We start from the raw sequence: 23,003 nt of genomic DNA on the forward strand, positions 1-23,003 counted from the left end.
GTGTGTTGAAACTTTCAGTAGGAATTACAAGTTCGGGTATTCCATGCCAGCCGCCTTCGGGCGGCTGTGTGTTGAAACAGGTGGTTCAGACGACCTTAACCAAAGCGACAGGCCCAGCCGCCTTCGGGCGGCTGTGTGTTGAAACTTTTTCCGATGTTTTGCCCTTTTTAAAATCCCTGCCAGCCGCCTTCGGGCGGCTGTGTGTTGAAACATCAATCAGATTGCACGAGGCGTTAGAAGTGTTCCCAGCCGCCTTCGGGCGGCTGTGTGTTGAAACGATGGTGCGGACGGCTGTGTATAGCAATAACTGCCCAGCCGCCTTCGGGCGGCTGTGTGTTGAAACCCATTTCTGCGCCGCGTCCTCTTGGGCGTAGTAGCCAGCCGCCTTCGGGCGGCTGTGTGTTGAAACCAGTGTGTATTTGTGTGTAAAGATTTTGACGTATCCAGCCGCCTTCGGGCGGCTGTGTGTTGAAACGCGAACGCTCTCGTAAGGGTCTAAGAACGTGTTCATTGTCTCAGCCTCTGCTGTAAACTATCGGCATGAACAGAAAAACCTACCCAAGCGATATCAGTCGCGAGCAATTTGCGCCTCTCCTTCCCCTGCTGGAAAGTGCCCGTAAACGCACAGCGCCACGCCAGGTGGACTTGTACGATGTCTTTTGTGCCATTCTCTACCTGCAACGCACTGGCTGCTCCTGGCGCGCTTTGCCGGGCGACTTCCCCAAATGGCGCACCGTGCATTCCTACTTCCAGAGATGGACCGAACCACGCGAGAGTGGCATCAGCATCCTTGAGGAAGCATTAAAAAAATCAGGTAGTTGCGGAGCACCGCAAGCAGGGGCGCCATGAAGCAACTACTTTCCTGATTATTGATGCGCAGAGTGTGAAGAACACGGATACCGCCATGGAAAAAGGCTACGATGCGGGCAAGAAGGTTAGCGGTATCAAGCGACATATAGCGGTTGACACGCAAGGTTTGCCGCATGCCCTTGCGGTAACGACGGCGGATGTTACGGATAGAAAAGGCTGCCTGGTGGCATTGGAACGTGGGCGGGATAATCTTGGTGCGATACAAAAAATCCTTGCTGACGGTGGTTACACGGGTAAGGCATTTGCTTCGTCGGTACAGGAGTTGATTGGTGCGGAGGTAGAGATTGCCAAACGAAACGAATTGCACCGTTTTGCAGTATTGCCGAAGCGATGGGTAGTAGAGCGCAGCTTTTCCTGGTTGGAAAAGAACAGGCGGCTTTGGAAAAACTGCGAGCGTAAGTTGAGTACCAGTCTGCAAATGGTAGCTTTGGCTTTCTTGGGAGTCCTGCTACGAAGACTATGAACACGCTCTCAGACGACCTTTTTTGTTGATATGGCATTAAACATTCAAAATGAGTTAATTTATAAAATATCAATCGAAATATATATTTCAATAGAAAATTACCAAGATAAACCAAGAGGTAAACCTTGCAATGCAAACAGTTTTTATTTATATTCATGTTTAAGAATAAAACACACTATCAATACTAAGCGAAAGAAAACACGGAGCACATTATGTTTGTCTGCATCTGCAACGCCATTACCGACCACGAAATCAAAGAAACCATCGCCGCCGGCGCAAGTACGATGAGCGATTTGCAGGCTCAATTAGGAGTAGCTACTTGCTGTGGGTGTTGCAGCGAATTGGCTGCTTCGTTTCTGAATATCAACAATGCCCAAACTACCATTACCGCTGGTATTAATGTTCAGTCTTAATTTCATCTAGAATTCAAACAAGGTCGTCTGAAACCAAAATCTTTGGTTTCAGACGACCTTTTGCATCTACTCTAAAATAAAACAGTATATGCCGAACTGCCGTTTTGAAGTTAATCGGCTATACCTTACAATCTCGATTTCCGTTTACAGTAAAGAGTCTATTATGAAACTGACGTTGATGTTTCGCGAATATTGCAGCCTCTGCCACAAAATGCGCGAACAGCTTAAACCATATCAAGAAAGATTTGGCTTTGAGCTGGAAATTCTTGATGTTGATGAAGATCCTGTCTTGGAGGAAAAATATAATGAACTTATCCCTGTTTTGCTTGATGGCGAAACAGAAATTTGCCATTGGTTTTTGGATGGGGAAAAATTGAAAACCTTTTTGGAAACAAAATGTGATGGGGTATAACGGCTGAAAGTATTTCTGTTTTGATAAGTTGGTTTCGATAAATTGAAAACAGCTCGTCTGAAAAATTTTCAAAGAATTTCAGGATTTTGTTCTTACGCTACCGCTATATGAATAAAAGGCTGCCTGATTTTTATTTCAGACAACCTTTGAAATATCATGAGGGGTAAGCATCATCCCCTCTGTTTGGTTTAACCGGCTACGGGTGTAGTCGGAGCAACCGGTTTTCTGGTGAAGGAGGCGCGTTTTGCGGCTTGGTAAATAGCCAGTCGTCTGCGATGTGGCATTATTTTTCCTTTCTGTGATTTAAAGGATTATCCCGAAACGAAAGATGAATAAAATCATAAATTTACCGTTTAATAATCCTGTCGTTGATTGTTTATTGGGCTTTTATCGCTTATTCAATATATTGTGAGATGTTAGATTATAATGATAGCTGTTTTTTATTTAAACTAAAAGATGAATTGTGTAAAGTTAAATGCCTGTTTCGTAAGGCTTGACGTTTATATAAAAAAGCCCCTGATAACAGGGGCTTTTCAGTAAAGATTAGTCCAATTTACCGATGATGTCGTTTAAAGCTTTTTGCCAGTCAGAGGGTTTGATGCCGTAATCGTTTTCGATTTTTCGACAATCCATAATACTGTACTCGGGACGTGGTGCAGGAAGAGGATATTGATCAGTGGTGATGGGTGTTAATTGCGGCATTTTGAAATTATTGTCATGTTTTAGTGCTGTTTGAAAGATAGTTTGACTGAATTCATACCAAGTAACAGATTTGTTGCCGCCGAAGTGGTAGATCCCTCTAGAAGGCGATGGGTGTTGCAAAAGGGTAATGATGGCTTGCGCCAAATCCCCCGCATAGGTCGGGCATCCGATTTGATCGTTGACAACGGAAAGGCTGTCTCGTTCTTTTGCCAAGCGCAGCATGGTTTTAACAAAATTATTGCCGTATTCGCTAAATAGCCAAGAGGTACGGATAATTGTGCTTTCCGGATTAGCGGCAAGCGCGAGTAGTTCGCCGGTGGCTTTAGTGCGGCCATATACGCTTTGCGGATTGGTGTAGTCATGTTCACGATAGGGCGTTTTGCTTGTCCCGTCGAAAACGTAATCGGTCGATACATGGATAAATCGGGCATGAACAGAACGTGCCGCATCGGCAAGGTTGTGAACGGCTGCGGCGTTAACGGCAAATGCTGCAGGAACGTTTGTTTCTGCGCGATCGACAGCGGTATAGGCAGCGGCATTGACAATTGCATCGGGTTGAAAGCTTTGAACCATATTGCGTACAGCATCAGCATCTGTAATATCCAAGGAAGAGGAGTCAGTAGCAATCAGCTCCCAATTATCAGGAAGTCGGTCTCGGAAGCAGTGTGCGAGTTGTCCTTTAGAGCCTGTCAGCAGAGTCCTCATGGTATATCTCCTTAATGAATATTGTTTCGGCAAGATGGACATCATTATAGAGCAAACATCAGCTCTTAACAGCATTTTACGCCCTCACCGTTTTAAACTTATGTTTATCGGAAAATTTGAACGGGGTAAGGAACGATCGTTGTAATGTCTCGCTAATATTTGGTGGTAAGATAAGACGAATGATGAAAAATTTTGTTTGAAGGGGAAAAAAGGAATCTCTGTTGTGGAAAAAAACAATAAATAGTACGTTGAAATAAATAATATTATTTCGACAAAATAATCAATATCTTGTTTTTTAAAAAGGAATTATCATTAGAATAAAGTGTCAATTTAAATTTGATTGCTTTAAAAAATGTTTCCATTCGTCTGAAATTTCAACCGTTAGCGAATTGAAAAACAGTTAATCATGAAATATCACTAGAATAACAGTGTAGGCAGTTTGATCAGTTTGCATTTTGACAAAAGGCCTATGCTTCTTAATTACATATATTCTGGGAGTGATTTATCATGACTTATCATTATGGCGGCTATTCTTCTAAAGCCCACTTCAACTCATACTGCCCTCCGGCTAAACCCTACAATCCTTACTGCCCTCCTAGCCATGGCGGTTTCGGTTACAAAGGCGGTTTCCATAACTACGGTTCTTCACACGGCTTCAAAATGCCTCACGGCAAATTCGGTCATGGCGCCTACTGCCCTCCGCCGAAACCCGTGTACAAATGCATTATTATTGATTTCAACTGCAATCCGGGTAAACCTTATTACCCTAAACCGGCTCCAAAACCGGTTCCTCCAAAGCATGTTGATCCTTACTGCCCACCGGTTGAACCAAAACCACAGCCTCAACCACACCCACAACCCCAACCTAAGCCGCAGCCACAACCTCAGCCGCAGCCTAAACCTCAACCGCAGCCGCAGCCGCAGCCTAAACCTCAACCGCAGCCCAAACCGCAGCCTAAACCCAACGATAAAGACTGCAAAGATTGTGTTGATGATCAAAACCAACAAAATACCTACGGACATGACGACAAAAATCCGGGCAACATTATCCATGTTGATGGTTCGACCAAAGATAAAAATGGCCTGACCAATACCGTAGGTACTGATAAGAAAGATACCATTTACGGTACTAGTGGTGAAGACGTGATTTATGGCGGCGACGGTGCCGACGTGATTTACGGCGGTGACGGCAACGACACTTTGCAAGGCGGTAACAACGGCGACTCTCTGTACGGTCAAGGCGGTAAAGACTACCTGCAAGGCGGTGACGGTAACGACTACTTGAACGGTGGTGCCGACGCTGACATCATGCGCGGTGGTGATGGTAATGACGTTTACTTTGTTGATCACAAAGGCGACGAAGTTATCGAATATGGTAATTTAAACGGCGGTATTGATACTGTCCGTACAGTAATCGACTACACCCTGACCGACAACGTTGAACACCTGTTCTTGCAAGGTTCCGGCAACCTCAACGGTACCGGTAACGCTCTGAACAACGACATCAACGGCAACTCCGGCAACAACCACCTGTACGGCTTGGCAGGCGATGACTGCCTGGTTGGTAAAGACGGTAACGATTACCTCGACGGCGGTATCGGCAACGATGTCCTGATCGGCGGTACCGGCGACGATACCTACTTCTTTGATAAAGGTTACGGTCGTGACACCATCCAAGACGAAAGCGGTAACGATACCCTGCAATTCGGCAAAGGTATTTCTGCTTCCGACGTGTTGTTGAGCAAAACAGGCAACAGCCTGACCGTATCTGTCGGCGGCGGTGACACTGTTACCATTGACGACTGGTTCTCCGGTAACAACCATAAGATCGAAAACTTCAAGTTTGCCGATGGCAGTACTTACGAAGTAACCGGTCATGGCGATTACTACTCTCTGTCAGCTGTAAACAGCATCCAACAACAAACCCAAGTGCCTAGCATCTAATCTCTGATTAGCAATACTTAGGATTGATAAGGTCGTCTGAAAGCGTCTGCATCCGTGCAAAACGTTTTCAGACGACCTATTTTGTAAACAATCTGACCCAAAAATCCAAATTCGGATAAAATAACGGAATCCTGTTTAAACCGAGTCAGCGAAGGGAGAAACCTGAAATGTCCGAAATCAGCTTGAAAAAGATTTACTCCGGAAAAGTGCGAGATTTATACGAAATCGACAGCAAGCGCATGTTGATGGTCGCATCCGACCGATTGTCTGCATTTGATGTGATTTTAGACAATCCGATTCCGGGTAAAGGAGAAATTCTGACGCAGATTTCCAATTTCTGGTTTCAAAAACTGGCGCATATCATGCCCAATCATTTTACCGGCGATACGGTTTATGACGTGTTGCCTGAACATGAAGCCAAAGCCATCGAGAAACGCGCGGTTGTCGCCAAAAAACTGACTCCTGTCAAAGTAGAGGCGATTGTGCGCGGTTATTTGGCGGGCAGCGGGTGGAAAGATTACCAAAAAAACGGTTCTGTCTGCGGCATCAAACTTCCCGAAGGGATGAAAGAAGCGCAGCAGCTTCCGGAAGTGATTTTTACCCCGTCCACCAAGGCTGCCGTCGGTGATCATGATGAAAACATCAGTTTTGAAGAATGCGAACGCATTATCGGTAAAGAGTTGGCGGCTGAAGTGCGCGCTAAAGCCATTCAGCTTTATACGGAAGCTGCAGAATATGCAAAATCACGCGGTATCATCATATGCGATACCAAATTCGAATTCGGGCTGGATGAAAACGGTACGTTAACCCTGATGGATGAAGTACTGACGCCCGATTCCAGCCGCTTTTGGCCGGCGGATCAATATCAAGTCGGCACCAATCCGCCATCTTTTGACAAACAATTTGTTCGAGATTGGCTGGAGCAAAGCGGTTGGAACAAAAAAGCTCCGGCACCGGACGTCCCTAGTGATGTTATTCAGAAAACAGTTGATAAATATCGGGAAGCATTAAATCTTTTAACCAAAGAATCATAAATTTGATAAAAGGTCGTCTGAAACACGGAAGCGCGTTTCAGACGACCTTTTGCTGTCATGAATGCTTGGATTTACTTACATTTGCTATTATAATGCGCGTTTGGATTGACCGTTTGAGGTCGTCTGAAAAATATAGTTTTTACCAACCGCCGCACACCTGAAACCCTAACTATGCACATTCTCACTTTTAGTGTGCATTATTAGTGTTTTAGCGTGCGGCATTCTGAAAGGAACGAAATGTTCGATAAACACGTTAAAACCTTCCAATACGGCAATCACACCGTTACCTTGGAAACCGGCGAAATCGCGCGCCAAGCCGCAGCGGCTGTTAAAGTATCGATGGGAGATACCGTTGTTTTGGTCGCTGTGACCACCAACAAAGAAGTCAAAGAAGGTCAAGACTTCTTCCCTCTGACTGTCGATTACCTTGAGCGCACTTACGCCGCAGGTAAAATCCCCGGAGGTTTCTTTAAGCGCGAAGGTAAACAAAGCGAAAAAGAAATCCTGACCAGCCGTCTGATTGACCGTCCTATCCGCCCGCTGTTCCCTGAAGGTTTCTACCACGATATCCAAATTGTTGCGATGGTGGTTTCCGTTGACCCTGAAATTGATTCCGATATTCCTGCCATGCTCGGCGCATCCGCTGCGCTGGTGTTGAGCGGCGTACCGTTTGCCGGTCCGATTGGTGCCGCACGCGTAGGTTATGTAAACGGCGTGTACGTATTGAACCCGACCAAAGCCGAATTGGCTAAATCTAAGCTGGACTTGGTGGTTGCGGGTACATCCAAAGCCGTTTTGATGGTGGAATCCGAAGCTAAAATCCTGCCTGAAGACGTGATGTTGGGTGCCGTAGTTTACGGCCACGACCAAATGCAGGTAGCGATTAACGCCATCAACGAGTTCGCCGATGAAGTAAATCCTGAAGTATGGGATTGGAAAGCGCCTGAAACTAATGAAGAATTGGTTGCCAAAGTGCGCGAAATCGCAGGTGAAGCAATTAAAGAAGCATTCAAAATCCGTCAAAAACAAGCGCGTTCCGCTAAATTGGACGAGGCTTGGAATGCAGTGAAAGATGCGTTGATTACTGAAGAAACCGATACTCTGGCTGCCAACGAAATTAAAGGTATTTTCAAACATTTGGAAGCTGACGTTGTCCGCACCCAAATTTTGGAAGGTCAGCCGCGTATCGACGGTCGCGATACCCGCACCGTCCGTCCGCTGAACATCCAAACCGGCGTATTGCCGCGTACACACGGTTCTGCCCTGTTTACCCGTGGCGAAACCCAAGCCCTTGCCGTGGCGACTTTGGGTACTTCACGCGACGAGCAAATTATTGATGCGCTCTCCGGCGAATACACTGACCGCTTCATGCTGCATTACAACTTCCCGCCGTATTCTACCGGCGAAGTAGGTCGCGTCGGCGCGCCGAAACGCCGCGAAATCGGACATGGCCGCTTGGCAAAACGCGCACTGGTTGCTGTATTGCCGTCCCCTGAAGAATTCAGCTACACCATGCGTGTTGTTTCTGAAATTACTGAATCCAACGGTTCGTCTTCTATGGCTTCTGTCTGCGGCGGCTGCTTGAGCCTGCTGTCTGCCGGTGTGCCTTTGAAAGCACACGTCGCCGGTATTGCGATGGGTCTGATTTTGGATAACAACAAATTCGCCGTATTGACCGACATTTTGGGTGATGAAGACCACTTGGGCGACATGGACTTTAAAGTTGCCGGTACGACCGAAGGCGTGACTGCGCTGCAAATGGACATCAAAATCCAAGGCATTACCAAAGAAATCATGCAGATTGCTTTGGCGCAAGCCAAAGACGCGCGTCTGCACATCTTGGAACAGATGAAAGCCGCCGTGGCAGGTCCGCAAGAGCTGTCCGCTCACGCTCCGCGCCTGTTCACCATGAAAATCAACCAAGACAAAATCCGTGAAGTCATTGGCAAAGGCGGCGAAACCATCCGTGCGATTACTGCTGAAACCGGTACTGAAATCAATATCGCGGAAGACGGCACCATCACTATTGCTGCAACCACTCAAGAAGCCGGCGACGCTGCGAAAAAACGTATCGAAGAAATCACTGCCGAAGTGGAAGTGGGCAAAGTGTACGAAGGTACTGTGGTTAAAATCCTCGACAACAACGTCGGCGCCATCGTCAGCGTGATGCCGGGCAAAGACGGTTTGGTACACATCAGCCAAATCGCCCACGAGCGCGTACGCAACGTCAGCGACTATCTGCAAGTCGGTCAGGTTGTGAATGTGAAAGCATTGGAAGTGGACGACCGCGGCCGCGTGCGTCTGTCTATCAAAGCATTGACCGAAGCTCCTGCGCGCGAAGAAAAAGCGCCTGAATAATCGTTGAGCCGATTTTGATTGATGAAAGGTCGTCTGAAAAATTTCAGACGACCTTTTTTGCTGAATGCGGATGAAAAAGTAGGGGTAGGAATATGAAGTTGAGTTGTCTTGTGTCGGAACTTTGATTTATCGTTCCTTTTAGGCAGCAATTAGGGAGAATGCTGAAAGGGTCGTCTGAAAACCATTTTCTTTGGTTTTCAGACGACCTTTTATATCAATAATATTCGGGGTAGATGTAGAAACTAGTATCGTTGTTTACAGTATTTCCAGGAGAATACTGAAACATGAACATACATAAAAACACCCGTCTCACCCCGCACCACCGCCAAGCCATTTGGCTGGCCTACACGCAGGAAAAGGAAAGCGTTACCTCCCTGGCACGCCGCTACCAAGTCAGCCGCGTCACCATTTACCGCGCACTTAAAGCCGCAAGAGGCAGACTGCTCAAACCCCAAACCAGTACCAACAACCGTTTCAAACAGGCAAAGTACGGAATGAAACGCCTGGCCAAGGTAGAACGCGGCATTCAGGAAAAACTCAAAAGGCAGGCCAAACGCTACAATAAATCCTACCCCAGAGAGCTGGTGCATCTCGACACCAAACGGCTGCCGCTGCTCAAAGGGCAGAAAGCCACCGATAAGCGGGATTACCTGTTTGTCGCCATCGACGATTTCTCAAGGGAGCTATACGCCGCCATTTTGCCGGACAAAACCGCAGACAGTGCCGCCAAGTTTCTGACCGAACACCTGATTGATCCCTGCCCATACCTGATTGAGTGCGTTTACTCCGACAACGGTACGGAATATAAAGGCTCGGCTAACCATGCTTTCGGTGTAGCCTGTTATGAGAACGGGATTGGTCAAAAGTTTACCCGGGTTGCCCGTCCGCAGACCAACGGTAAGGCGGAACGGGTTATCCGCACCCTGATGGAGATGTGGCATGAGAAACAGTTGTTTGACAGTCCGGAACACCGGCGAAAGGAGTTGTGCCGCTTTGTTAATTTCTATAACACTGTGAAGCCGCACCGCAGTTTGAACGGCGATACGCCGTTTGAGGTCTTGCAGGCTTATTTTTCTCAACCTGTGGTATAAACAACGCAACGTTTTCCTACAAATCAGATATATTGAACCGAAATAATGTCGTATTCGCGTACACCACCAGGGGCTTGTACTTCAGCGACATCGCCTTCCTCTTTGCCGATTAGGGCGCGGGCAATGGGGGAGCCGACGTAGATTTTGCCTTCTTTGATGTCTGCTTCGTCTTCGCCGACGATTTGATAGGTAACGTGTTCTTCGGTTTCCAAATCTTCCAGCGTTACGGTCGTGCCGAAGACGATTTTGCCTTCTGCGTGGATTTCAGCGGGATTGATGATGTGCGCCATGGACAATTTGTGTTCCAACTCGGAAATACGACCTTCGATGAAGCCTTGTTTTTCTTTGGCAGCTTCATATTCAGCGTTTTCGGACAAATCGCCGTGCGAACGGGCTTCGGCGATGGCTTCGATGATTTCTGGACGGGCGACGCTTTTGAGGCGTTGCAATTCTTGTTTGAGCAATTCTGCGCCGCGTACGGTCAATGGAATTTTTTGCATGGTTTGTTATCTCCGCAAAAGCGTTTGGACTGCTTTTGCCTAGTAAATACGCGGGAAACATAGTGGATTAAGTTTAAATCAGGACAAGGCGACGAAGCCGTAGACAGTACAGATAGTACGGCAAGGCGAGGTAACGCAGTACTGGTTTAAACTTAATCCACTATAAAATCCGCAAAATGAAAATAAAAATACAAGCCGCCTAAATCTCGGCGGCTTGTCTGTGTAAGAATGAATGGCGGTATTGTACCAAAATCAGGGGAAACTGCAACGGCAATCGGCTTTTTCCCTGCTCTGGTGTGGCTTTAGTCCAAATGTTCGCTGCTTTGCGCCAAAACAGTACGGTTGCCGTTGGTTTCGGCAGGCGAAACGATGCCGTCTGCTTCCATTTGGTCAATCAGGCGGGCGGCGCGGTTGTAGCCGATGCGTAATTGACGCTGGATGCCTGAGATACTGGCTTTGCGTGTTTTCAGAACAACGGAGACGGCATCGTCATACATCGGATCAACTTCGCTGTCGCTGCTGCGGCTGATACCCGGCAGATCGTCGGTTGTGCCGCTCATCAGAATATCGTCGATGTAATCGGGTTCGCCGAATTGTTTCAAATATTCGACTACGCGGTGTACTTCGTCGTCTGAAGCGAATGCGCCGTGGACGCGTTGCGGATAACCTGTACCAGGCGGCAGGAACAGCATATCGCCTTGTCCGAGCAGGTTTTCCGCGCCCATTTGGTCGAGAATCGTACGGCTGTCGATTTTGCTGGATACTTGGAAGGCGATGCGTGTCGGGATGTTGGCTTTAATCAGACCTGTGATGACATCGACGCTGGGGCGTTGTGTGGCAAGAATCAAATGGATGCCTGCTGCGCGGGCTTTTTGGGCAAGGCGGGCAATCAGTTCTTCGATTTTCTTGCCTGCGGTCATCATCAAATCGGCAAACTCGTCAACCACGACTACGATAAACGGCAGTTTTTCCAAAGGTTCGGGATCATCAGGCGTCAGGCTGAACGGGTTGGCAATTTTCATGCCTTGTGCGGCAGCTTCCATGATTTTTTGATTGAAGCCCGCAAGGTTGCGCACGCCTACATGGCTCATCAGACGATAGCGTTTTTCCATTTCGTTGACGCACCAGTTGAGCGCATTGGCCGCCAGCTTCATATCGGTAACGACAGGCGCGAGCAGGTGCGGAATGCCTTCGTAAATGCTCAATTCCAGCATTTTCGGGTCAATCATAATCATGCGCACGTCTTCAGGCGTCGCTTTGAAGAGCATAGATAAAATCATGGCATTAACGCCGACCGATTTACCCGAGCCGGTCGTACCGGCAACCAGCAAATGCGGCGCTTTGCCCAAGTCGGTAACGACGGGCTGACCGGTAATGTCCTGACCGAGCGCGAGCGTCAGCTTGGATTTGGATTCGGCAAACGCGGGTGAATTGAAGATTTCGCTCAGGCGTATCATTTGCCGTTTCGGGTTCGGCAACTCCAAGCCCATGCAGGTTTTGCCGGGAATGGTTTCGACAACGCGGATAGAGGCAACACCGAGCGAACGGGCGAGGTCTTTTTCAAGGTTTATGACCGAATTGCCGCGCACGCCGACATCAGGTTCGATTTCGTAACGTGTAATCACCGGACCGGAATAAGAGTCCACGACTTTGACTTTGACCTTAAATTCCGCCAGCTTTTCTTCGATGGTGATGCTGTTGTTTAACAATTCTTCTTCGGTCTGTGTGGCAGCCGGGTCGAATTGGGGCGGAAGGAGCAGGGCGGTAGTCGGCAGATGGATGCTGTTCGTCTGCGGGGCGGTGAGGTCGTCTGAAGCCGCGTCCCAATCATCGTCGCCGTCAAACCATGGTGTTTCATTGGTTTCAATGTTTTCAGACGACGTTTGCTCGTGTGGCAGGTCGCGTCCGAATACATCCGCGGTATCGTTGTCTGTTTCGGAATCAACGTCCTTAATTGTGTCGCTTGCCGATTCGCGAATCAGGTAATCATGTATAGAGATTTCCGGATTGTTGCTGATGTGTGCGTTAACTTCCGACTCAAATACGGAAACGGACGGATGATTACGGAACACGGGTGGTTCGGGAATGTCGATTTTGTTTTCGGGTAAATCGAATTTGGGCGGTTTCGGAATATCGACCGCAGGTGCCGGTACGGGCGGTACGGGAGGCGGTTCGATGACGGTTGCGTCAGGAGCGGGCGGCCGGGAGATGAAAGTGTTTTCACGAACGGCGCGGGACAGTTTGGCGGGAACCGCCGCTTTTCGGCTGAGAACAGGAGCTTGGCTTCTTGCTGTAAAGGATGAGGTGGGTTTCGCCGTTGATTGTTCAACACTTTCTGCTTCTTGTTGAGACAGTTGGCGACGGGTTATTTTTTCTGCGGCAGCTTCGGAGTGCTTGAGCGTGCGGCGGCGGTTTGCGGGCAGTTTCAGATTGGCAAAAATATCCTCATCTTCAATAATTTGAGGCTGGTATCCGCGCACAGGAGCAACGGCTGCGGCAAGTTTGTCGCGAGCGGCACGGCGCATGGCGAGATTGTTTTGGATGTCGATGACGTTGATTTCGTCTTTTTGACCGTAATAGTTGGCCGTAGAGGGGATGGATTCACGTTCGGCAGTACGCAAAGCGGTTTGTGCCGTTTCGATATGGGGACGGCCGGCTTTTTCCAGATGGATGCGATCCACATAAGATTTGACGCGTTCGCGCGTACGGCGTAAGACAGGGTCGTTGAAATCAATGACTTCCAAACCTTTCATCGGTGTAACCGATGTCCGTACCAAACGGATTTCCGGTTCGCTTTCATCGGTGATGGCAACGGGGTTTTGTTTAGCGGTTTGATGCTCTTCCCATTCTTGGACGGCAGCTTCAGTCAGCGAGCGGGTGGCTTCTTCCAAAGTAATCTCTTCGAAGGCACCGCCTGTTACCAAGCCGGGCGTATATTCCGGCGTATCGGACGTTTCGAACGGTACGATTTCCGGATATTGCTCAGGTTTGTGGGCATTTGGACGGACTTTAGGGAGGGGGGTGTCGGGTGTTTGGGGAAATTCAGGCTCGTGGAGGTATTCCGGCTCGAAATCGGTTTCAGACGACGTTTCGTATGCGGGCGATGAATCTGCCGCATCTTCTTGTACGGAAGGGGAAACTTGGAATGCGCCCATAGCCTCCGCCAGCGAGCTTGGAGAGAAAGAGGAGTCGTCTGAAAGCGTTTGCGTACGTTTCTTGTAGTCGTGTTGCGCAGCCAAAAGACGCAGGCGGGCGATGGTTTTGTTGCCTGCGGTTTTTGCTTCTTCCGTAAGTTCGTACGCTGCGTCCGGATTTTCGTCAAAATCCCTGCCGCGTTTCAGACGGACCAGCTCGCGTTCCCAATCTTGTTCTTGTTTTTTGTGCAGTAAAAACACGATGCCGATGGCAAGCAATAAAATAATAATCAGCACGCTCCACAACATATTGAAATTTTCCCGAGTCAAAAAAGCAAAGTCCGTTATTCTAACGCTTTTCAGGATGAAACAAAACCGACAAGGCTTTGTTTCCTTTCGGTTGTGCGAATCCACTATAATCAGGTCGTCTGAAACGCTTTTTAAACATTGAGGATATATGCTTTTCCAAACGGGATGGTTTTCGGGTTTGATTTTGGCCGCTGCGTGGTGCGTGTTGGTTTTATTGTTGGCATTATCCGCACCGAAGGCTTATCGTGATTTTCGAAAACATGGCTCGGCTGCCGCATTGGCAGGGATTATTTTGGCGTCGGTCTGGAGCTTGAATGCCACCCCTGACGGCGGGCAGCTTGCGGGGATGAGTTACCATCTTTTGGCGGTCAACCTGATTGCCTTGATGCTCGGTGTCCCGCTGGCATTTTGGGTCTGTGCGTTGCTGTATTTGCCCTATGTTTGGATATTTGGCTCAGATTGGCAGGCTTATCCGGTCAATGCGCTTGCATTGTTTCTGCCTGCGCTGGCAGTCAATTTGCTGTCGCGCGCCTGGGTCAACCGGCTTCCCGCCAATATTTTTATCTTCATTTTTGTCAATGGTTTTTTAGCATCCGCAGCGGGTATGCTGCTGACCGGGGGTGTTTTGGTCGGCATATTGGACAGGGTGCGGGCTTTTCCTGAAACGGCATTGTGGAGTACGGCATTTCCCGTGTTTTTCCTCATTGCATGGGCGGAAGCGTTTTTAAGCGGTATTACCGCTGCTATTTTTATTGCGTTAAGGCCGCAGTGGATTAATACGTTTGATGACGGACGCTACCTGAAACCGTCGAATAAGATTTGGTAAAAAGTCGTCTGAAAACCCGATTTGGGCTTTTCAGACGACCTTTCGTTTGGGGCGGTATCAATAAACGTCGCGTTGGTAGCGTTTGTCTTCGCGCATTTCGTTGAGATAGTCTTCGGCATCGTCGCGGCTGAGTTTGCCTTGGGTTTCGATGACGTCGATCAGGGCGGTTTCTACGTCGCGTGCCATGCGGGTGGCGTCGCCGCAGACGTAGAGGTGTGCGCCTTGTTGCAGCCAGTTCCAAACTTCGGTGGCGTGTTCGGCGATTTTGTGTTGGACATAGACTTTGTGTTCGCCTTGTCTGCTCCATGCCAAGTCGGCGCGGGTGAGTATGCTGTCTTTGCGGTAATCGCTCCATTCAAGCTGGTAGAGGAAGTCGTCGGCGAGGCGTTGGTTGCCGAAGATGAGCCAGTTTTTGCCATTGTCGCCGTTGGCGGCGCGTTGCTGCATGAAGGCGCGGAAGGGGGCGATGCCTGTGCCTGCGCCTATCATGATGATGGGGGTGTCGCCGTCGGCGGGCAGGCGGAAATTGGGGTTGGGTTCGACGAAGACGCGTACTTCTCCGCCTTCTTCAAGGCGTTCGCCCAGATAGCCTGAGGCTGCGCCGGTGTAGGTGTTGCCGTGGTGTTCGAAGCGGACGACGCCGACTGTCAGGTGAACTTCTTCGCCGACTTCGTCTTGCGCGGAGGCGATGGAGTAAAGGCGCGGGGTTTGGGGGCGGAACAGTTGGAACAAGGTTTGCGCGTCCAGCGGATGGGGGTAGGCGGCGAAGACGCCGACGGGCGGGGTAGCGGCGAGGTAGGCGTCCAATCGGGTTTTGTCGGCGGCTGTGGTTTTGAGTTCTTCGCTACCGGACAATTCGGCGTATTGCTGCACGAGTGCCGGCGTGTTTTGCGTGATGTCGGCGGACTCGGTCAGGGCGGTGCGGATGTCGGTTTCGAGGTCGTCTGAAAGGCGGATTTTTTCTTCCCCGCTTAATTGGTGCAAATCAAGGATTTCTTGAACCAAAGCGGGAGCGTTGAGCGGGAGTACGCCCAATGCGTCGCCTGCCTGATAGTGCAGTCCGGAACCGGACAGGTCGATTTCGATGTGCTCCACGTCTTTTTCGGCGGAGCGGGACGTGATTTTTTGGCGGACGGACAGGGTGGCGGTATAGGGTTTGTCTTTGGTATAGACAGTACCTGCAGCTTGAAGGGCAGCAGGTGTTGCAACGGATGCTGCGGCGGTTTGCACGGCAAGCTCGGCAACTTGTGGGACGACGGCTTCTATCCACGCGTCGGCGGCGCTTTGGAACTCTAAATCGCAGATGCCCAAGTCGTTCAGACGACGTGCGCCCAGTTCGGCAAATTTGGCGTCAAAGTCTTTGCCCGCTTGGCAGAAATTGGGATAGGAAGAATCGCCCAAACCTAAAACGGCAAAAGTGAGTTTGCCCAAATCGGGGGCTTTTTTGCCGAAGACGAATTTATACAGCGGCAGGACTTCTTCGGGCGGTTCACCCTCGCCTTGTGTGGATGTTACCAACAGTACGATGTCTTCATCGGGCAGGGTTTTGCTTTTGAAGTCCCCCGCGCTGCTCAATACGGCTTCGACGCCGGCGTTTTTGAGTTTGGCGTGTAAAGATTCGGCAACGCCGCGCGCATTGCCCGTTTGCGAGGCAGATAAGACCAACACGCGTCGCGCGGGGGCTGCAACGGCGGGAGCTGCGGAAACCTCCAAACCGCCCGCCGCCCCTTGACTTTGCGCCCAGCAGTAGCCGGAAAGCCAAGCGAGCTGTGTAGGCGAGAGGGCGGCGAGTTGTGCGGAAAGTTCGGTGGGAAGCGGGTTGGCTGGGGTCATGTCGGTTCCTTTGTGCGGACGGCTGCTTGAGGCAGATCGTTGCCTGCGCGGCTTTAATTGTTTGGTTGAATGGTGATTTTTCTGAAAACAGTGGCGATACTGTAAACAGGTCGTCTGAAAAACGGAAAGAATGCTTGGTTTTAATTTAATGCGATTTCGTTATATTCTGGATTGAGAGAGGGGGAGAGGGTTGATATCGGTTTTCAGACGACCCGACTATAATCTTTTGAGATTTTTAAGGGGCAGCAAAAGCGCAGATGTCCATCGGACAACTAATCAAGCAGCTTATATAAAGCTGCCGTCAGAGGTAATCAGATGATTGAATTTAATGATTTCATAAAAGAAGTAAATAAAAAATTTCAAGATGAGCTATGGGCTGATTTTGAATCCAAATTTTTTGGAGATGATTTATTTATTAAAGTAGGAATAGATTTTTCTTATGGCCATCAGTTTGAACTGTATATTCAAAATGCACTCATGAATAAATCGATTGAGGAATGGACGGTAGATTTGAAGAGAAATCAAATCATATATCTGAAAGATAGGGAAATTTATTTTATAACGGATGTCGATGAAAAAATAATGGTAAAAGGGGAAAGGTTTTTTGTTAATGTTTTGACGACTATTTACCATTTGAATCCTTCTGATAGTTTGACAAATTACATAATCAACCCAAAACTGATGGATTTTCCTACTGTTTCAAATGTTACGGTAAGTAACCATTTTGAAGAGTTGCGATTGTAATAAGCGCCAGTCATGACTGACATGAAATTGAATTCGTCTCTAGGGGAAGGGATATTAAATTCAGAAAACAGCAAAAGGTCGTCTGAAAACAGTTTGGCAGTATCTGCACTCGTGTTTTCAGACGACCTTTTGAGCTTTAAAGCGTTAACCGTTTACAGCGGCCATTTCAGCGCGGGATTGCTTTCTATGACGGCTTTGAACTGGTTTTGAATCCGTTCGATGGCTTCGTCGGAATCTGCCTCGAAGCGCAACACCAAAATCGGCGTGGTATTGGAGGCGCGCATCAGACCGAAGCCGTCGGGGAATTCTACGCGCAGGCCGTCGATGGTGATGATTTCGGTCGCGCCTTCGAATTTGGCTTTGGCGGCGAGTTCGTCGATAACCTGATGGCCGTTGCTGCCTTCGGGCAGGTCGATGTTGAGTTCGGGTGTGGAAATGCTTTGCGGCAGGCTGTTCAGGACTTCGGACGGATTGTCGAAGGCAGACAGGATTTCCAAGAGGCGCGCGCCGGCGTACATGCCGTCGTCGAAGCCGAACCAGCATTCTTTGAAGAAGATGTGTCCGCTCATTTCGCCGGCAACCAGCGCGCCGGTTTTTTTCATGGTGGACTTGATGAAGCTGTGGCCGGTTTTCTCCATGACGGCTTCGCCGCCGTGTTCTTTAATCCACGGTGCGAGCAGGCGGGTAGATTTGACGTCGAAGATGACTTTCGCGCCGGGATTGCGGCTCAAAACGTCTTGGGCGAACAGCATGAGTTGGCGGTCGGGATAGATGATGTTGCCGTCTTTGGTCACGACGCCCAAGCGGTCGGCATCGCCGTCAAAAGCCAAGCCGATTTCGGCATCGCTGTTTTTCAGCGCGGCAATCAAATCTTGCAGGTTTTTCGGTTTGGAAGGGTCGGGATGGTGGTTGGGGAAATTGCCGTCCACTTCGCAGAAAAGTTCGGTCACTTCGTTGCCCAAACCTTTGTAGAGCTTGCCTGCGAATGCGCCGCCTACGCCGTTGCCCGCGTCGATGGCGATTTTCATGGGGCGTTTGAGTTTGACGTGGCCGACGATGTGGTTGTGGTATTCGCCGGAGATGTCTTTTTCGGTTACGCTGCCTTTTTTGTCGGAAGCGGTCAGTTTGTCGGCTTCGATCAGGGCGAGCAGTTCTTGGATGGCTTCGCCTGCGAGGGTGTCGCCGCCGAGCATCATTTTGAAGCCGTTGTAATCGGGCGGGTTGTGGCTGCCGGTAATCATCACGCCGCTGCCGCCGCATTCGTTGATGGCGGCGAAATAAAGCATGGGGGTAGCGACCATGCCGACATTGAGGACGTCGATGCCGCTGTCGGTAAAGCCGCGCTGGATGTGTTCCATCAGTTCGGAACCGCTCAAGCGTCCGTCGCGTCCGAGTGCGATGCGGGTAATGCCTTTTTCGGCGGCTCGGGTGGCGATGGCTTTGCCGATGAGGTAGGCGGCTTCGTTGGTCAGGGTTTTGCCGACAATGCCCCGGATGTCGTAGGCTTTGAAAATGTCGCGGGCAATGTTTGCCATGATGGTTTCCTTTGTGATTGTGAATGGAAAACGGGCTTATTCTAACATAGGCAAAGGTCGTCTGAAGGCTTTCAGACGACCTTTGGGGGTTATATCAAATAACCATTTACTGCGGTTTCAATCAATTGCCGAATGTGTTGCATTGATTGATGTCGCCGCTGTCCAAACCGCGTTTGAGCCATGCCATGCGCTGTTCGGACGAGCCGTGTGTAAAGCTGTCGGGAACGACGTAGCCCTGCCCGTCTTTCTGCAGGCGGTCGTCGCCGACGGATTCGGCAGCCAGCATGGCTTTGGTGATGTCTTCGGCTTTGAAGATATTGTTGTTGACGGCGTAATGCCCCCAAATACCCGCGTAGCAGTCCGCCTGCAATTCGAGTTTGACGGAAAGGGCATTGGCTTCTTTTTTGTCGACCTGCTGCTGCATTCTGTGGACTTTAGGCAGGATACCGAGCAGGTTTTGGACGTGGTGTCCGACTTCGTGTGCGATGACGTAGGCAAACGCGGCATCGCTGGCAGAGTTGAGTTTGGTCTGCATATCCCTATAAAAGTCTAAGTCGAGATAGACTTTTTTGTCGCCCGGGCAGTAAAACGGCCCCATTGCCGATTGACCCATGCCGCAGGCGGTGGATGTACCGCCGTTGTATAACACCAGCGTGGTCGGGGTGTAGGTCCGTCCGATTTGTTTGAAATAGCTGCCCCAAGCTTTTTCAGTGTCGGCGAGGACGACGCGGGCAAGTTCGTTCAGTTCGGCTTCTTCTTGAGGTTTGAGCTGGGAGGTTTGGGTTGAACCCGTACCCATGGAAGGCGTGCCGACCAAGCCGCTCAAATCGACGCCGTAATAAGCGCCAATCAAAACGACGATGATGCCGAGGATGCCGGGCGTTCTACCGCCGCCTCCGCCGCTGCTGCCGCGTCGGTCTTCTACGTTTTGACTCTGTTCGCGTCCTTTCCAATCCATCTTGTGTGTTCCTTGTTGTGAAGTGATATGAGGCGGATTATACCGTGAAGGGGCGGCGTGATGCCTGCCTATATTGAGAAAAGGTCGTCTGAAAACACCAAACGGAGTTTTTTCAGACGACCTTTTTGCTATGTTAAAACCGGATTATTCCGCCTTCAAACCTGCCACACACTGCTTGTCGCGCTCTTCAAACGCTTGCGCGCCGCCGAGCAGGTCGAGCTGCTCTTGCGGGCTGAGTTTGCCCAATGAACGGATTTGATCTTCGGAGAGTTTGTCCAAAGGCTTGTCCCACATACAGGTGCAGTAATCGGTGGCGAGTTTGCTGTTGTTTGAATCCAAGCCCCTTTCTTTCAAATCGTTTTGCCATTTTTCGGCAAAGGGGATGTTTTTTACGCAAGACTCAAAGATGTTCTGCTTTGCCTGCGGTTTGGACATGGCGCATTGGGAGAGCAGGGCGGTGGCGGCGAGCAGCGCCAAAATGACCCACGCCCAAATGCGGATGGTGCGGATTTTGGCTTTTGCCTTTTTACGCGCCGCGGCTTGCTCTTCGGCGGACATTTCGTTTTTCGGTTCAGTCATGCAGGCTTTCCATGCGGATCATGGTGATTGGTTTTTCCACGCAGCTTAATGCTTCGATGGCTTCGATGGCGCGCTTGATGTTTTTCTCGACCGTGCTGTGGGTCAGAATCACGATTTCGGCGGTGGTTTGGTCGATGACGCCTTTTTGGATTAAGGCTTCGATAGACACGTTTTCTTTTGCCAAAAGCGCGGCGATTTGCCCCAGCGTACCCGGTTCGTCTTTGGCTTGGACGCGCAGGTAGTAGCTGCTGGTGATTTCGTCCATAGGCAGGATGGTCTGCGCTTGGACTTGGGCGGGCTGGAACGCTAGGTGCGGCACGCGGTGGCCGGTATCGGCGTCAATCAGGCGGGCGATGTCGATGATGTCGGCGACCACGGCGGAAGCGGTCGGCAGTGCGCCCGCGCCCGCGCCGTAATATAAGGTTTCGCCGACCATATCGGCGTTGACGCGCACGGCGTTCATCACGCCGTTGACGTTTGCCAAGAGGCGGCTTTCGGGAATCAGGGTCGGATGGACGCGCAATTCGATGCCTTTGTCGGTTTTGCGGGTGATGCCCAGAAGTTTGATGCGGTAGCCGAGTTCTTCGGCGTATTTGATGTCGCGGCTGTCGAGTTTGCTGATGCCTTCGAGGTAGCAGGCGGGGAAGTTCATCGGCGTGCCAAATGCCAGCGCGCTCATGATGGTGATTTTGTGGCCCGCGTCGTTGCCTTCGATGTCGAAGGTCGGATCGGCTTCGGCGTAGCCCAATGCTTGCGCTTCTTTCAATACGTCGGCAAACGCGCTGCCTTTTTCGCGCATTTCGGAGAGGATGAAGTTGCTGGTGCCGTTGATGATGCCGGCGATGCTGCGGATGCGGTTGGCGGCGAGGCCTTCGCGCAGGGCTTTGATAATCGGGATGCCGCCCGCTACTGCCGCTTCAAATTGCACCATGACGTTTTTTTCTTCCGCCAGCGGGAAGATTTCGTTGCCGTATTCGGCGAGCAGTTTTTTGTTGGCGGTAACGATGTGTTTGCCGTTTTCAATGGCTTTCAATACCGCATCTTTGGCGATGCCGGTACCGCCGAACAATTCGACGACGACATCGACGTCTTCACGCGCGACCAGTTCGAACGGGTCTTTGACAAAGGCTGCGGACGGACAGGTTTGGCGGGCTTTTTCTTCGCTCAAGTCGCATACGGCACTGATGCGCACTTCGCGTCCCAAACGACGGCTGATTTCCGCCGCATTGTCCTGCAACACGGCAGCCGTACCGCCGCCGACCGTACCTAAACCTAAAAGACCGATGTTTACTGGCTTCATTGTGCCTCCTTGTGAGCCGATTCTCTTAAATCAAAAAGTAAAAACAGAAATTCAGAAAGCCCGAAACGCACCGCCGCCGCAGATTGATATAATGCTGATTTTGCAAGGGCGGAAGGCGCAGGCTAAAGTCGCCCATCCTACCTGAAATTGCCTGATTTTGCACCTTTTTTACGGAACGCGGCGAAAGGGCGGCAAGCCTGTTTGAAATTGATATATCAAGCCGAGAAAGAAACGGAAGAAAAATGCTGATTGAAGAAAACAAAACCGATGAAACCCTAAGCCTGACCGCTTATCGGGCGGGCGCAATCGAAGCGGGCGGCAAAACCTACACCGCGCCCATCATCTGGCGCAACGGCAAAATTGAAGCAATGAACGTGCAAACGCCGTCTGAACTGACTGCCGCCGACCTGTTTCAGACGACCTCCGATTCGGACGGCTTGCCCGAAGTCATCATTATCGGCACGGGGGAGAAGCAGCAGTTCCTCCATCCGAAAATCGCCGCCGAACTTGCCGCACACGGCATCGGGTTGGAATGTATGAACACAGCCTCCGCCTGCCGAACGCTGGTGTTGCTGCAAGGTGAAGGACGCAGCGTTTGGGCTTGGCTGTGGGTGTGAGCGGGCATAAGGCGCATATAAAACAGGTCGTCTGAAATTTTTCAGACGACCTGATTTGAGCATATTGCCCTTAATTATGTATCACTTGGCAAATAGATAAAAACCTTCTATCCTCGTCAATATTTTTCGTCAACCTAAAAAAGGAAACTCTTATGGCTCAAATTACCTTCCACGACAACCCTGTCCACACTTCCGGCGACCTGCCAGCCGTCGGTCAAACCGCGCCTGCATTCAGCCTGACCGCTGGCGATCTATCCGACAAAACTTTGGCGGATTTTGCGGGCAAACGCAAAGTGTTGAACATTTTCCCAAGCGTCGATACCGGCGTATGCGCCCAATCCGTGCGTACGTTTAACCAACGCGCGTCTTCTTTGGATAACGCGGTCGTTCTGTGCATTTCAGCCGACCTGCCGTTTGCCCAAGCACGTTTCTGCGGCGCGGAAGGTTTGGACAATGTTATCAACCTGTCTACGTTCCGCAGCAGCTTTGCCGCCGATTACGGCGTCGCCCTGACCGATAGCCCGTTGCGCGGACTGACTGCGCGTGCCGTTGTGGTTTTGGACGAAAACGACAAAGTCCTGCACAGCGAACTGGTTGCCGAAATTGCCAACGAGCCTGATTACGACGCGGCTTTGGCTGTTTTGTAAACAAGGGTTTTAAAGCTGAAAAAGGTCGT

The 23,003-nt window shown here is 50.2% G+C and carries 19 protein-coding genes, 1 pseudogene and 1 CRISPR repeat array (1 of these 21 running past the window's edge); of the genes and pseudogenes, 12 read left to right on the forward strand and 8 right to left on the reverse strand.

Features of this window, described 5'->3' with window-relative positions:
• Positions 1-475: direct repeats of the CRISPR family, unit length 32 nt; unit sequence CCAGCCGCCTTCGGGCGGCTGTGTGTTGAAAC (it extends 1,019 nt beyond the left edge of the window).
• Between the two features lie 65 nt (positions 476-540).
• The 3 genes from MON37_RS04265 (at position 541) to MON37_RS04275 (ending at position 2,158) form a co-directional block, all read left to right on the forward strand.
• A protein-coding gene (locus tag MON37_RS04265) for an IS5 family transposase (RefSeq protein WP_234403659.1) occupies positions 541-1,333 on the forward strand; the annotation gives its coding sequence in 2 pieces (ribosomal slippage) (positions 541-804 and positions 806-1,333; 792 coding nt in all).
• Positions 1,334-1,545: 212 nt separating this feature from the next.
• Positions 1,546-1,746 (forward strand): (2Fe-2S)-binding protein, encoded by a 201-nt coding sequence (locus tag MON37_RS04270; protein ID WP_016686532.1) that lies wholly within the window; start codon positions 1,546-1,548, stop codon positions 1,744-1,746.
• Between the two features lie 163 nt (positions 1,747-1,909).
• Positions 1,910-2,158 carry a glutaredoxin family protein gene (locus MON37_RS04275; RefSeq protein ID WP_082013570.1) on the forward strand — a complete coding sequence of 83 codons (249 nt, stop codon included), beginning with the start codon at positions 1,910-1,912 and terminating at the stop codon, positions 2,156-2,158.
• A 543-nt stretch (positions 2,159-2,701) separates the two neighbouring features.
• Here the strand turns inward: MON37_RS04275 and rfbD are convergent.
• The gene (gene rfbD / locus MON37_RS04280) at positions 2,702-3,565 is read right to left on the reverse strand and encodes a dTDP-4-dehydrorhamnose reductase (RefSeq protein ID WP_039404659.1); all 864 of its coding nucleotides are present in this window, start codon (positions 3,563-3,565) and stop codon (positions 2,702-2,704) included.
• Between the two features lie 507 nt (positions 3,566-4,072).
• Between rfbD and MON37_RS04285 the strand changes: the two genes are divergently transcribed.
• The 4 genes from MON37_RS04285 to MON37_RS04300 all read left to right on the forward strand — a co-directional run bounded on the left by MON37_RS04285 (position 4,073) and on the right by MON37_RS04300 (position 9,992).
• Positions 4,073-5,509 carry a calcium-binding protein gene (locus tag MON37_RS04285; protein ID WP_242883773.1) on the forward strand — a complete coding sequence of 479 codons (1,437 nt, stop codon included), beginning with the start codon at positions 4,073-4,075 and terminating at the stop codon, positions 5,507-5,509.
• A 167-nt stretch (positions 5,510-5,676) separates the two neighbouring features.
• Positions 5,677-6,543, forward strand: coding sequence for a phosphoribosylaminoimidazolesuccinocarboxamide synthase (locus MON37_RS04290; protein WP_039404662.1), 867 nt, complete (start codon positions 5,677-5,679; stop codon positions 6,541-6,543).
• Positions 6,544-6,780: 237 nt separating this feature from the next.
• On the forward strand, positions 6,781-8,901 hold the full coding sequence (pnp, locus tag MON37_RS04295) for a polyribonucleotide nucleotidyltransferase (RefSeq protein WP_003757358.1): 2,121 nt from the start codon (positions 6,781-6,783) through the stop codon (positions 8,899-8,901).
• 284 nt (positions 8,902-9,185) lie between these two features.
• Positions 9,186-9,992, forward strand: coding sequence for an IS481 family transposase (locus MON37_RS04300; protein ID WP_039404667.1), 807 nt, complete (start codon positions 9,186-9,188; stop codon positions 9,990-9,992).
• Positions 9,993-10,015: 23 nt separating this feature from the next.
• On the opposite strand, the gene greA is transcribed toward MON37_RS04300, so the two are convergent.
• A complete protein-coding gene (gene greA / locus MON37_RS04305) occupies positions 10,016-10,492 on the reverse strand; it encodes a transcription elongation factor GreA (protein WP_003742680.1) in 477 nt (158 codons plus the stop codon).
• Positions 10,493-10,547: 55 nt separating this feature from the next.
• Here greA and MON37_RS12435 point away from each other — a divergent pair.
• A pseudogene (locus tag MON37_RS12435) lies at positions 10,548-10,655 on the forward strand (IS5/IS1182 family transposase); the annotation flags it as partial.
• Between the two features lie 139 nt (positions 10,656-10,794).
• Here MON37_RS12435 and MON37_RS04310 read toward each other — a convergent pair.
• Positions 10,795-13,935 (reverse strand): DNA translocase FtsK, encoded by a 3,141-nt coding sequence (locus MON37_RS04310; protein ID WP_039404672.1) that lies wholly within the window; start codon positions 13,933-13,935, stop codon positions 10,795-10,797.
• A gap of 148 nt (positions 13,936-14,083) precedes the next feature.
• Between MON37_RS04310 and MON37_RS04315 the strand changes: the two genes are divergently transcribed.
• On the forward strand, positions 14,084-14,761 hold the full coding sequence (locus MON37_RS04315) for an energy-coupling factor ABC transporter permease (RefSeq protein ID WP_039404675.1): 678 nt from the start codon (positions 14,084-14,086) through the stop codon (positions 14,759-14,761).
• A gap of 57 nt (positions 14,762-14,818) precedes the next feature.
• Here MON37_RS04315 and MON37_RS04320 read toward each other — a convergent pair whose 3' ends face one another.
• Positions 14,819-16,594, reverse strand: a complete 1,776-nt coding sequence (locus MON37_RS04320) for an assimilatory sulfite reductase (NADPH) flavoprotein subunit (RefSeq protein WP_039404678.1) — start codon at positions 16,592-16,594, stop codon at positions 14,819-14,821.
• 315 nt (positions 16,595-16,909) lie between these two features.
• Between MON37_RS04320 and MON37_RS04325 the strand changes: the two genes are divergently transcribed.
• Positions 16,910-17,338: a hypothetical protein gene (locus MON37_RS04325; protein WP_039404682.1), complete on the forward strand. Its 429-nt coding sequence runs from the start codon at positions 16,910-16,912 to the stop codon at positions 17,336-17,338.
• A gap of 152 nt (positions 17,339-17,490) precedes the next feature.
• Here the strand turns inward: MON37_RS04325 and MON37_RS04330 are convergent, their stop codons facing one another.
• From MON37_RS04330 to MON37_RS04345, 4 genes are all read right to left on the reverse strand, one after another.
• Positions 17,491-18,873, reverse strand: coding sequence for a phosphomannomutase/phosphoglucomutase (locus MON37_RS04330; protein WP_039404684.1), 1,383 nt, complete (start codon positions 18,871-18,873; stop codon positions 17,491-17,493).
• Positions 18,874-18,994: 121 nt separating this feature from the next.
• Positions 18,995-19,831: a KPN_02809 family neutral zinc metallopeptidase gene (gene ypfJ / locus MON37_RS04335; RefSeq protein ID WP_039404688.1), complete on the reverse strand. Its 837-nt coding sequence runs from the start codon at positions 19,829-19,831 to the stop codon at positions 18,995-18,997.
• 144 nt (positions 19,832-19,975) lie between these two features.
• On the reverse strand, positions 19,976-20,410 hold the full coding sequence (locus MON37_RS04340) for a hypothetical protein (RefSeq protein WP_039404691.1): 435 nt from the start codon (positions 20,408-20,410) through the stop codon (positions 19,976-19,978).
• On the reverse strand, positions 20,403-21,710 hold the full coding sequence (locus MON37_RS04345; protein WP_039404694.1) for a homoserine dehydrogenase: 1,308 nt from the start codon (positions 21,708-21,710) through the stop codon (positions 20,403-20,405). Before MON37_RS04345 ends, MON37_RS04340 begins: the two co-directional genes overlap by 8 nt.
• A 242-nt stretch (positions 21,711-21,952) precedes the next feature.
• Between MON37_RS04345 and MON37_RS04350 the strand changes: the two genes are divergently transcribed.
• Together MON37_RS04350 and tpx are read left to right on the forward strand one after the other, a co-directional pair.
• Positions 21,953-22,327 (forward strand): Mth938-like domain-containing protein, encoded by a 375-nt coding sequence (locus MON37_RS04350; RefSeq protein ID WP_003778154.1) that lies wholly within the window; start codon positions 21,953-21,955, stop codon positions 22,325-22,327.
• A gap of 152 nt (positions 22,328-22,479) precedes the next feature.
• Positions 22,480-22,974 (forward strand): thiol peroxidase, encoded by a 495-nt coding sequence (tpx, locus tag MON37_RS04355; protein WP_039404698.1) that lies wholly within the window; start codon positions 22,480-22,482, stop codon positions 22,972-22,974.
• Positions 22,975-23,003 lie beyond the last annotated feature (29 nt).

This window comes from Morococcus cerebrosus (assembly GCF_022749515.1).
GTDB classification, from domain to species: domain Bacteria; phylum Pseudomonadota; class Gammaproteobacteria; order Burkholderiales; family Neisseriaceae; genus Neisseria; species Neisseria cerebrosa.